This is a genomic window from Gayadomonas joobiniege G7 (genome assembly GCF_000300815.1).
Classification (GTDB): domain Bacteria; phylum Pseudomonadota; class Gammaproteobacteria; order Enterobacterales; family Alteromonadaceae; genus Catenovulum; species Catenovulum joobiniege.
This window is the reverse complement of the sequence record NZ_AMRX01000008.1, coordinates 324,155-336,731: the sequence shown is the minus strand read 5'-3', so window position 1 is coordinate 336,731 and position 12,577 is coordinate 324,155. Positions and strand designations below refer to the sequence as shown.

Annotated in this window: 8 protein-coding genes; 2 read left to right on the top strand and 6 right to left on the bottom strand. The window is 41.9% G+C overall.

Translation table 11 applies throughout. From position 1 onward, the window contains the following. Nucleotides 1-54: 54 nt before the first annotated feature. Nucleotides 55-2,706 (bottom strand): glycoside hydrolase family 16 protein, encoded by a 2,652-nt coding sequence (locus tag C727_RS0116150; RefSeq protein WP_017446697.1) that lies wholly within the window; start codon nucleotides 2,704-2,706, stop codon nucleotides 55-57. Nucleotides 2,707-2,958: 252 nt separating this feature from the next. Between C727_RS0116150 and C727_RS0116145 the strand changes: the two genes are divergently transcribed. Both C727_RS0116145 and C727_RS0116140 read left to right on the top strand, forming a co-directional pair. Beyond that, on the top strand, nucleotides 2,959-4,095 hold the full coding sequence (locus C727_RS0116145) for a sensor histidine kinase (RefSeq protein ID WP_040459420.1): 1,137 nt from the start codon (nucleotides 2,959-2,961) through the stop codon (nucleotides 4,093-4,095). Then, the gene (locus C727_RS0116140; protein ID WP_017446695.1) at nucleotides 4,092-4,871 is read left to right on the top strand and encodes a LytR/AlgR family response regulator transcription factor; all 780 of its coding nucleotides are present in this window, start codon (nucleotides 4,092-4,094) and stop codon (nucleotides 4,869-4,871) included. The genes C727_RS0116145 and C727_RS0116140 overlap by 4 nt, the downstream gene beginning before the upstream one ends. Nucleotides 4,872-4,908: 37 nt before the next feature. Here the strand turns inward: C727_RS0116140 and C727_RS18795 are convergent, their stop codons facing one another. The 5 genes from C727_RS18795 to C727_RS0116115 form a co-directional block, all read right to left on the bottom strand. Continuing rightward, nucleotides 4,909-6,606, bottom strand: a complete 1,698-nt coding sequence (locus tag C727_RS18795; protein ID WP_017446694.1) for a metallophosphoesterase family protein — start codon at nucleotides 6,604-6,606, stop codon at nucleotides 4,909-4,911. A 142-nt stretch (nucleotides 6,607-6,748) separates the two neighbouring features. After that, nucleotides 6,749-7,669 carry an alpha-E domain-containing protein gene (locus C727_RS0116130; RefSeq protein WP_017446693.1) on the bottom strand — a complete coding sequence of 307 codons (921 nt, stop codon included), beginning with the start codon at nucleotides 7,667-7,669 and terminating at the stop codon, nucleotides 6,749-6,751. After that, nucleotides 7,669-9,123, bottom strand: coding sequence for a circularly permuted type 2 ATP-grasp protein (locus tag C727_RS0116125; RefSeq protein ID WP_017446692.1), 1,455 nt, complete (start codon nucleotides 9,121-9,123; stop codon nucleotides 7,669-7,671). Before C727_RS0116125 ends, C727_RS0116130 begins: the two co-directional genes overlap by 1 nt. Before the next feature lie 27 nt (nucleotides 9,124-9,150). Next, nucleotides 9,151-10,032, bottom strand: coding sequence for a transglutaminase family protein (locus C727_RS0116120; RefSeq protein WP_017446691.1), 882 nt, complete (start codon nucleotides 10,030-10,032; stop codon nucleotides 9,151-9,153). After that, entirely contained in the window at nucleotides 10,022-12,556 is a 2,535-nt protein-coding gene (locus C727_RS0116115) for a circularly permuted type 2 ATP-grasp protein (RefSeq protein WP_237742362.1), read from the bottom strand. Before C727_RS0116115 ends, C727_RS0116120 begins: the two co-directional genes overlap by 11 nt. Nucleotides 12,557-12,577 lie beyond the last annotated feature (21 nt).

Here is a 12,577-nt window from a genome sequence, read left to right as displayed (position 1 = left end):
AATTTTACCTAGTTCTTTAAAATTTTTGACGATAATTAACTTAAACTTGCCAATTTACGGCTGATAAATTTTAAAGTTATCAATTCGATACACTGTACCCGCACCACTCTCCCATGCTGGAAAAACCATTAGGATCTTAATATCACTGAGATCTAAGGTTGCAGAGTCTAAATCGCTCAAATCAAAGGTGTAAGTTTGCCATTGACCTTCGACCGGGACATGACCTTCGTTGCTTGCTGTGAGATCCAGTTGTACAAAATCACTATTATTTGTGCTTTCTAATTTTAAGAACCAAGCAAAATCACCCGTTAAGTTTGTCACCTTCATGTCAAATTGCAGTACACCTGAATTAACTAAATGGGAAGCATCGTAGTTATTTTGACCGTCGGCAACAAAAAAGCCTAATACGGTTTCACCAATGGTTTTGGTAAACTCAACCGCAGTGCCTTGAGTTTCGTCATCAACAACCACTGGAGTAGAACCACCGCAGCAATCCCAAGGAGAAAATTGACTGCTCACCGAGTCTTCAACTAAAACCAGACTATCGCCACTGCCGGAGTTTGTGCCATTGTCAGCGTTAGGATGGTAAATTTTAACATTGTCTAAACGAAATACTGCACCATCGCCGGGGCCCCAAGCTGGGAATACCATAATCACATCAATCGCTGACGGATCTAAAGTGCTGTTGGTTAACTGGCTAATTGGAAACGTATAAGTCTGCCATTCACCCGTTTTAGGTGCTGTGCCTTCGAGGCTTTCGGTTAAATCCAACTCTATGGCCCCAGTTTGCGCACCGCTTTCGACTTTAACCAGCCAGTTGGTCTCACCACCTGTTGGTTGGCTCATCACTTTTAAGTCGAACTGTAAAACGCCTTCTGCCTCTAATGCAGTAGCATTAAAGTTAACATTGCTACCGTCAGCTGGTTTAAAACCCACTACGGTTGAACCGTTAATGGTAAATTCAACTGTGTTGCCATGTTCACCATCATCCATGACTTCAATGGGTGTTGAACCACCGCAGCAGTCCCACGGCTGCCAGTCTGCATTGGCTTGGTCTTCAAATAAGACAAGTTCTGGGTAAGTCACACTGCCACCATCACCGATCACAAAATTATCAATTTGATAAACGGCACCGGCACCTTGCCCCCAAGCTGGAAAAATCATATTGACAAAAATACCGCTGGGATCTAATCCCCCACTTTCTAAATCACTAAGTTTAAAAGTGTAATGCTGCCACTGGCCTAATACTGGCGCGACTTTTTCTACACTGCCGGTACTAAAAGCTAAATCAGCGGCATTCGATTGATCACCACCCTCTACTTTTAAATACCATTGTGCATCCGCCGTCTCAGGTGCAGACACCATTTTAAAATCAAATTCCACTGTTCCTGTTGCCACCTTAGACGTTGCATTATAGGGTTTAGGATCGTCTAAATCTCGCGTGATAAACCCAGCCACAGTCGGCGACGCGCCAATCGTAAATTGCGCAACCGCTCCGTATTCATCATCTTGCACAACTTCGGCTGCGCCGTCGCTGCTGTCTACCCAAAGTGGCCAATCACTGTTTTCGGCATCATCAAAAATTGTCAGATCTGGTTCGTTTCCCGTTGATGGAGGGCTTGGGATCGGCGCTGCACCTTCAACCAATTTATCTTCATCATCGTTATAACCTGGTGCAACGGTTTCACAACCGGCTCCCGTATTGGGATTAACAGAACATTCGTAAACCCGCACATAATCAACCACAAAGTGTTGACCGTTGGCGAACGCAGCAGCATCAATGCCTCCTTGGTTTACACTACCTGCCCAGCTACCACCCACTGCCAAATTTAACAATAGATGAAAATCTTGATTAAATGGGGCGTCTGTATAATAGTCGGTTAACTCACCTGTGATAGGATCATAATAGTTAGCAAACCAACCACGGTGGCGCAAGCCAGTAACCTGCCCAAGTGAATTAATACGGGTTTCTGATTTTCGCTGAGTTGCATACAAGGTTCCGTCTACATACCAACGTATTTCACCTTTTTGCCATTCAATAGCATAAGTATGAAAATCATCCGCTGGGTTTTGATCTTGCGGGAAAGTATAGGCAGTACCAGAGCTGGCGTTATTAGGCCAGGATTTTCCATAATGCAAAGTACCATGAACGCTAGACTCTAAATCATCCGATCCCTCTAACGGCACCTTTAAATTAACAGCTTCTAAAATATCAATTTCACCTGAATGCGGCCAGCCCCCATAAACATTATCTGTCGGCAACATCCAAAATGCAGGCCAACTGCCCTGACCTGATGGTAACTTGGCACGTATTTCAAAGCGGCCATACGTCCAATCCGCTTTGTCTTTCGTGCGCAATCGTGCAGACGTATAAGGAAGCGCACTGCCTTCTTCTGCTGGTTTAGCAACAATATGCAACATGCCATCTTCAAGATAAGCATTTTCGTCACTGTCGGTATAACACTGCTGCTCTTGATTGCCACCACCGTCACAATTGATTTCATATGACCATTTTTTGCTATCTATCTGATCACCTTCAAACTCATCTGACCATACAAGTGTCCAATCGCTCACGGGTTCAGCCGGATCAACGGCTTGGTAATTGGTTTCGGTCGTAACGTCACCACCACAGCCATATAAAGCTGCAGACAATAAAGCAAAGCACGAGGCTGCTTTGAACTTTAACGGTGTAATTTTTGTATCCATGGTGTCTCCCATCAAGACTATTTGTACAATAAACATAGACTGCTCACTCAAAAATGTAACACAAGCGTTAATAAAGCGTATCTAAATGCGATGACTGGGGAGTCTGATGCGGTTAATGGGACGGTTAATAATTGGATCCTGCGCAATAAACTTTACAATGTTGTTATATTGATATTATTAAAAAAGAGTGAGAAAGTAATGCTATCCATTGAGCAATTTAAACGCAAGGGTACGCCCACTAGGCCAACTGTTATGGACGTTATTCACTTTTTAGACTCTCATTTAGGTCATACCCCAAAAAAAACTTATCTTTATTACAACATTGGTTTTTGGGTATTTATTTGTTTGGTCAGTTTTACCACTTTAACCCTATGGTATGGTCAATTTCATTTAGGTTATATTGCGCACTTAATAACCCAATCGGCATTAGGCCTAATGCTCTGTTTAACACTACAAAAAGTGGTGTTTGATGTCTGGAACTACACACATTTAAAAAGAGCGCTTGTCATACTTTTATTTATTTTATTGATCGCCTTTGTTTGGACAGTGGCCAGAATGCTAGCTTTTGTCTATATGACAGCGGAAGATAATATCTGGTGGAATTTTGGTGGTTGGTATTTTGGCGGCATTTTTATTTTTAGTTGCTGGTGTGCCATTTTACATTTATTGGTCTATTATCACCTACTGCAAGCTGAGCATAAAGTATTGGTAGAAGCTCAAGCGAAATCACAACAAGAAGAGATTAAACGTGTGCAAGCACAAAAACTGGCTCGCGACGCTCAATTAAAAATGTTGCGATATCAGTTAAACCCACACTTTTTATCGAACACCCTCAATGCAATTAATTCGTTAATTGAATTAGAAGAAAACCAAAGCGCACAAAAAATGGTGATTAATTTAAGTCGATTTTTACGCTATTCGATTGACAAAGACCCAGATATCGAAGTGACATTAAAAGAAGAAGTAGAATCTTTATGTTTATACATGGAAATCGAAGAAGTTCGTTTTGAAGACAGATTGCTTTTTAATTTAGATATGCCACACGAAACCCAAAACTGTTTAGTACCCTCTATGATTCTGCAGCCTATTGTAGAAAATTCTATGAAACATGTGATTTCTAAATCACCACACGGTGGCTCTGTTGAGGTAATGATCGAAAAAGCGCTCGATAAACTCGTCATCAAAATTAGTGATTCCGGCCACGACTATAGCAATCAACCCATTAAAATAGATGGCAATCATAATCGTGGCATAGGGCTAAAAAATATTCAGCAACGCTTGCAAGCTATGTATCCGGACAATCATAAATTTGACTACCTTGTCAGTGATGAAGGTGGTTTAACCATACTTATACAAATTCCATTTAGAACTCAGCGGGATGATTCATGACACAAACTTTGAGTGTTTTATTAGTTGATGACGAACCATTAGCGATACGTTTAATGGAAAAACGGTTAAACGAATATAAAAACATAAAGGTAATCGGCAGCTGCAACAATGGTGAACAGGCAATTCAGTTTATTAATCAAAACCAGCCAGACTTAGTTTTTATGGACATTCAAATGCCAGGTTTAAGTGGTTTAGACACAGTAAAAAAAATTCAAGCCGAGCTTATGCCTGCTGTTGTTTTTGCAACCGCGTTTGAAGAATTTGCAATTAATGCATTTGATTTAAATGCCGTTGACTATATTTTAAAACCCATAGATGCGGCTCATATCGAACGTGCGCTAACTAGGGCGGCGGAACGTTTATCTGCACGCCAAGAGCATAACAACAAAAGCCATCTTATTCATGCCGTGAAGCTCATCGACAAATATAATGCAGCCAATAACAAAGAAAAGATAGTTATTAAAGATAATGATGAAATCACCTTAGTTGAACAAAACGAAATTGCTTGGATCGATGCTGCCGGTGATTATTGCTGTATTCATGCTAATGGCAAAACCCATATCAAACGCACAACACTGAGCAAACTTTTAAAAGAACTAGACCAAAGCACTTTTAAACGGATCCACCGCTCTACGATAGTCAATCTTAATTTTATAAAGGGCGCAAAACCGCTACCCAAAGGTGAGTATTTATTAGATTTAGGGCACAATGAACAGGTTAAAGTCAGTCGCAGCAATAAAGACCAAATCAAAGCCTTTTTTGAAGCCGGTGGTTAACACCGGCTTTTATTTAAGCTTAATCATATACGTTTGATTAACGAATCACAGTGATCTGTACCTGTTTATCATACTGACGGTAGTCAAACTCACCGGTCGCTTGACCTGATTCATTTGTGATAGGAAATACATACTTAGGTGTCATTATAACATTAAAATTCTTGTCTCCCTCTGGGCGTACTTCTATCTCTAAAAAGCCATAGTGTTTACCGCCAGACACCAGTTTTGCGCCATCCCATACTTCAGGCGCATCCCCGTGCGCACTCCAATGTGAATTTTGGCCAGCTTCCGGCAATAGGTCAAATGGTACATAATCAGTCGTTGGTGGATAACCAGGCCCTCGCAGCCCATCACCGGCAAAACCAACATCCCAATAACTCACCCCGTCAATTTCTACATATTCAACTAACTCATCGTGCCCCGATAAAACAGCGGTGACACCGTATTGGCTAAATAGCTCGTGATAAATTCGCATCGGCATCCCAGATTGGCTATCTTCACCATTGGCAATACCGGCCGTGCCAGACGGCATGCTATGAACCCCTGTGCCAAAGGCACTGTGGTGAAACTGAACAAAAATCACTTGGCCATCGGCTTGGGCATCCGCCAGTTCACGCTTGGCCCAATTCCATTGCTCAGAACCATTATTAAAATCTGGTACACGCGACGCGGCGCCATCAATAAACAGATTGGTATCTTGACTTGCATCGGCATCATTACCATTTGATGAATCTAGCGTAATTAAAGTCACAGGACCATAATCTACTCGATAATAACGCTTATTGTACCGCTCATCACTCGCTTGGTTATTGGGTAGATCCCAATAGGTATTCCACTTATCGTATGACAGCATAGAAGCATCGGCATTATATCCTGGATCATCAGGATGCCAGTAGTTTTCATGATTACCCAGTGCCGGAAAAATAGGCGTGTTTGATGCAAGTTGCCCCCATTCACCGGCACTGTGTCGCCAAAACTCATCCCAATCTAACTGACGACCACCTTTTTCAACTAAGTCACCCGCAATCACCCAAAAGTCTGGTTTTTGCTCTGCCGCATAACGCAGATTTGCTTGATAACCAGTCGTTTGATCGACTGGATACTGACGCGTATAAGTGTCTGGGTCTGTACCTAATTTATCCCCTCCGATGGCTAAAGCACTGGCCGTCCAGCGAACCGTTTTTTGGGTTGATTCTGGTTCTGTTTCCATATCTGACATCGCAATAAAACGAATACTCTCACGGCTATTTTTGCTCGGTGCTGTTTTAAACGTTGCACTAAATTCATCTGCTCCTACCTGTTTAACTCGGTAGGTATACTGAGTATTAGGGGAGAGTCCATACACCCTTACATAGTGTTTGTATGCCATAGTGGGTGCTTGTCCATCGGCTACCTCGGAATGAATATTTCCGTAGTTTTTATCGCCATGGATATACGCTATTTCTGAATCGCCATAGCTCAATGCATCCGCTTGTTGTGCTTGAGATTGAAAAGTTCCAACACCAGCCACTTCAACCGAAGCCACTTCAGGTGTATCGCTAAACCAAATAATGCTAATTTGTTCTTGGCTGGGGTTTTGAAGGTAGGGTAAAACAATATACTGGCTGGTTACAATCGGCGTTTGCGAATCATTATTGTTGTCCACTTGTTCATCAGTGGTGTCTATTTGCAGTTGACAACCTGCGAGTGAAAACAACGCCGCCGCGATAGCAGGGCGTATCATTGGTACATTCATTATCTGACGCTCCTAATATTTTAAGAGCGCTAGTGTGAAAAAAACCTATGACAGCGCCATGACTAAATGATGAAGTATTTTATAAATAATTAGCCAACCTATCACTGGTTTTTTTGGCTTATTGCCTGCTCCTTCAGGCATTTTATTTCAAAAAATACAACTCACTTATTTGATTATGAATTTGGGCTAAATCTATTTGAATTTGATCTAAAAACTCATGCAAGTGACCATTTTTTAAACTACGAACATTCGTGTGAGTGAGATCTTTAATTACATCCTGAATCACTCTATGGACCTGCTCGCTATTTGGCAAAGGTTCGCTATATCGCTGCATTTCATATAAACAAAATAAAACAGAGCGTGCAAACACTTCGCTGTGTAACATAAACTCAATCACATCAGCACGATTGACCCGTACGCCCATTTGTTGACGGTACATTTGATAACCACTTAAGGAGCGTAATACACTAATCCATTGAATATTTTCAAACGGTCTATCTGTCTCTGATTCAATTAAATTAGCTGAGCGTACGTCCAAAATACGGGTGGTCATATCAGCCCGCTCTAAAACAGATCCAAAGCGCATAAACATATATCTTTGATCATGATTGCAGGTGGCTTCTAACGCCCCAGAAATCAAATGCGCACTTTCTATCACATGTTTTAAAAAGGCAAAACGTCCCCGTTTACTAAAACCTTCGTTCTGATTGTCTTTAACATAGTTAGCTAAACTATTAATACCCTCCCAAACAGAACGCGGAATCACGTCCCGGACGGTGCGAGCATTTTCACGGGCGGCCTGCAACGAATTCACAATCGACGAAGGGTTATTTTGGTTAGCAACCAGAAATTTTACCGCGGCTCTGTCATTAAAATCTTTATGGCTTTGCAAATAGATTTCACGAGATCCAATAATATCAATAATAGGCTCCCAACCTGTTGAGACGCCTTTTGGTAAGTCCATTAATAATAAGTTATTGACATTGATTAGGCGGGCAACATTTTCAGCCCGTTCAACATACCGACTGGTCCAGTATAAGGTCTCTACAACTCTGGATAACATTAGGCACCCTCCTCATCAACAATCCATGTGTCTTTGCTACCACCACCCTGGGATGAATTAACCACCAGCGAACCTTTTACCAGAGCCACCCGAGTTAAACCGCCCGTCGTGACATAAGTTTGTTGGCCAGACGATAAAATAAAAGGTCTTAAATCAACGTGGCGACCTTCAACATGATTATCGACCATGGTTGGCACAGTCGACAAATTTAACGTTGGCTGTGCAATATAATTGCGCGGATCGGCTTTAATGCGTTTAATGCATTCTTGTTGCTCTTTTTTAGTCGATTTTGGCCCTATCAGCAATCCATAACCACCGGATTCATTGGCGGGTTTAACCACAAGCTCACTAATATGAGCAATGACATATTGCATATCATCTGGGTCCATACATTTGTAGGTGGGGACATTAGGTAGTTTTATTTCTTCATTTAAATAATACTTAATGATCTCTGGCACAAATGAATAGACGACTTTATCGTCGGCAACGCCAGCGCCCGGCGCATTGACTAATGCAACATTACCTTTGCTCCAAGCCCGCATTAACCCAGCAACACCCAAAGTAGAATCCGAATTAAATACTTCTGGATCTAAAAAGAGATCGTCAACTCTGCGATACACAACATCAACTCGTTTTAAACCATAAATAGTTTTCATATAAACACAATCATCATCTTGAACAATGAGATCGCGTCCTTCTACCAGTTCGCATCCCATTTGCTGCGCTAGATAACAATGTTCAAAATAGGCTGAGTTGTATATACCTGGGGTCAGCACAACCACCTCGGGTACCTCACCTTTTCTTGGCGACATAGCACCGAGCATATCAAATAGTTGCGATGAGTAGTCGTTCACCGGCAAAATATCGTTACTTTCAAATAGCTCAGGAAAAACACGCTTCATGACAGAGCGATTTTCAACCATATATGAAACGCCAGACGGCACCCGTAAATTATCTTCTAACACATAAACAGTGCCTTGATCATCACGCACCAAATCTGAGCCGCAAATATGTGCCCAAATCCCATGCGGCGGTTTAATTCCTTTGCATTGGGGCCGGAAATTCACTGATTTGGCTAATAAATCGGCCGGGAAGACCCCGTCTTTAATAATATTTTGTTCATGATAAAGGTCATCAATAAACAAATTAAGCGCTTTTACTCTTTGTTTAAGTCCTTCTTCTATCGCTTGCCATTCAGTTTTACCGATCACTCTAGGCACTATGTCAACCGGCCATGAACGATCGATAGAACTATCTTCCCCATACACCGTAAATGTAATGCCCATTTCTTTAATCGCAAAATCAGCTGCGGCTCGAGCAGACAATAATTCTTCGTCCGATAAGTCGGCCAAGTATTGCGCTAAACTGGCACTATGGCTCCGTGGTTGTCCGTTTTGTTTGATCAATTCGTCATAAAACGGCTCGCTTTTATATTTAAGCCAATTAATACTCACGGCTGTCTCCTTCCAATTAAAGTATTTTTATTCCTCAATCCGATTCATATCGACTGCAACGGATAATTGGTGCATGCCCCCCCCAAACACGATACCTTTGAGCGGAGTCACATCAGCAAAGTCTCGCCCAACAGCCAACGTAATATGTTGTGTTTCGGGCATAACATTGTTGGTTGGGTCAAAATCAACCCAACCTAAATCAGGAACATAAACCGCAAACCAAGCATGTGTTGCATCCGCACCTTCCAGTTTTTCTTGACCTTCTGGTGGCAGGGTTTCTATGTAACCACTTACGTAACGTCCAGGAATTCCCAAGCTACGCAAACAGGCGAGCGCAAAATGTGCAAAATCTTGGCAAACGCCCTTTTTATGTGCAAAAACTTCACTTAACGGTGTGCTAATAGTGGTAAAACCAGATTCGTATTGAAAGTCATTAAAAATTCGTGCCATAAGGTCTTTCGTAGCACTAATTAATGCGCGCCCAGGCAAAAAAGATTGGCAAGCATAAGCATGAATATCTGCACTGACAGGCGTAAACTCTGAAGCTTGTGCAAATTCGATCGTTGATAATAACTCGGGCGTATCAGCTAATTGAATTTTCAGTGCGACAGATTCCCAGGCTTCTTCTGATAAAAAAAGTTGCCTTTCTCTGAACTCAAAAATTTCAACTTCACTTTCAGCTGTCACTATTAACTCGTCATGTTGAGTCGAAATTTCAAAAACAGTCGCCTGATTACCAAAATAATCGATAAAATAATCAAGGTAATCCGCTTCTGGTTGAGTGCGAATACAATGGCTCAAACAGGTTTGCCGCTGATTACTTATAGGTTTTAAGCGAGCCTGATTTTGGCACAGACTAACTGCTTCACTATATTGATAGTGAGTCGTGTGTTTAACTTTATACTTCACTACGCTCTATGCTCCCTATATTGGAATTGAGAGATACCGCAGGTTTAGTGTGAGAAAAATATTGTACAGTTAATACTTCAGAAAACTGTTCAAGCAACTGGAATATTTGCTGCATTGCTTTATTTAATTCAATTCGATTTTTTTGCTCAGCAACGGCCAATTGTGGCGCTTCTGCAAGGTGACACAAGGTTCTCATTTTTAACAACAGTTTTCGATGTGCTTCGTATCTTCCGTTATCCTTAGATGACGGCAGTAATTGGCATAAGTGATCAAGATGCTCAAGTTGATACAATAAAGATCTGGGATACTGTGCATCTAATAACAAAAGTTCCAATCCAGTTTCTATACTCTGATACATGCGATAACGTCGCTTGTGGGTAATTAAACTCACTTGGCTAATCAAAACAGCTTCAAGCATATTTAATTGTTCTGTATCACTTAGTTGCTCAGTTAGGAGTGCACTGCTAACTTGCACTAGTTGAGTGCTGCGTTCAACTCGACGACCTATATCCAGCATAAACCAACCATTATTGTCAGCCATGACATCGGCGATTGAACCATTAAAGGCCATTAAACTCGAAATGACCTGATCGGCAATCGCTTGCATTACACGAGTGGAAAAACCGGTTGGTAAACGCTCAATACGTTTTATCTGATCGCGAATATCGTCGATCATTCGCCAACTATCAGCAGACAACAGGTCACGTACCTGTAATGCGCTGTTAACTAAAGCCTTTATCGTGTTTAATAAACTCCCTGCATGCTGATTGTCACACAAAATGTTAGCGGTAATTTCGCGCGGTATATGGGAGACCAATGAATCTTCAACAAACTGATATTTATTGTATGGAAAAACAATCGCCTGATTTACCGCTGCCGAGACTAAACGGGTAACAATTTTTTTATTATTGCTATCGGGGTAAACCGAAAATTCTGTATAACGGTCAATCAATAACCGTAACATACGCACTGTATTCTCGCCTCGCTCCAAATATCGACCAAGCCAAAAAAGATTTTCAGCCGTACGTGACGGAATAACACCATCTAACAAAGCAAGATCCGCCATTGTCGGTACGGATTTTCGTTTTATCACGCTCGTATGCTGAGGATCGGCAGAGGTCACCCATGTATCTTTAATCCAATTTTCAGTCTCTGATTTTCCGGCAACTAAACAAAGCGCAGAAGGAAGCACACTAATCCCATCAGCGGACGCGAGTGCAAAACATCGAATTTTTATTGGCCGAGCAACAAGCGCCTGCTTGTCCCAAAAAGGTGCACTACTATATTCAGGTTTCTCGCGGAAATAATACATATGATTGTTGCTTGCCAGCGCTTCTTGAATCTGCCCTGCTTGACTATCACCATCAAGCTTAAACTGGCTATCGGCATAGTTGTACAATTCAAAACCACTCGGATCATTATGTAAAGTTTCGGCTGCGGGGTCAGTTGCGGCAACGATTGAGCTTTCTTGCAAGATCAAAGGCTCTTGCAACCACTTATCAGCAATGGTTTTAATGTTGCTGGTCACGCTGGGGCACTCTAATACACCGCTACCGACCGGATTAATCAGCTCAACATTTTTACTGCGGTAAGCATGCAAGAGGCCAGGTATGCCATCAATTGAATAATCGTTTTGCTCAAGCGAATCTAATTGAGAATCAGCCATCCAACGGACAATGAGATCAACTTTTTTTAACCCCTTTAAAGACTTTAACCAAACTTTGCCTTTGCGCACGGTTAAATCCGCGCTGCGCACCAAGGTATATCCCATATAGGCGGCCAAAAAGGCTTGCTCAGAATAATATACATCTTCAGGCCCTTTGCTAAGCACCACGACACGAGGATCTAAACTGCCCGGAGTCGAGTCATTAATGCACCGCTGAAAACGATTAAAAAAGTCAGCAATACGCTGGACATTGCATTCAGAAAACTCATCGCTCATCACGCGCCGTGCGATCACGCGGTTTTCTAATAACAACCCCAACCCCTGCGGCTTTTGAATATGATCTTGCAATACCCTGAATTGACCTTGCCGGTCTCGGTACAAATCTACTGCAAGTAAGGTCACTTTCACCTGTTTATGTGAAAGGCTGAAACATTCACGGGTGTATTCATCTGATGCATGCAAATGCGCAGCACTTATCGTCCCTTCGTGAATTAATTTTTGCTCGCCATATAGATCATCAGCGATTAAGTTGAACAATTTAAGGCGCTGGCTAACGCCTTTTTTAATAATTTTCCAATCAGCTTCAGATAGCATTAAGGGCAGCGGGTCTAAACGCCAGTTTAACTCTTGAGTATCTGCTTGTGTCACGCCGCTGTCTTGCAGTAAACGTTTAATCTCATTACTGCGTAAATGAATGTCTTTTTCGCTCAAGTTTGCAAGTCGGGCAAATAAATCATCCCAATGCCGAGTATCACCGCCGCAGTGGTGTTCAACTTCATCATGTTGATGTGACCCGTTTAAATATTCAGACAGCCACTCTGGCATTTGCAACATATTATGTGATTCGCTGTAGTACAAAGATATACCTCAGTATATATG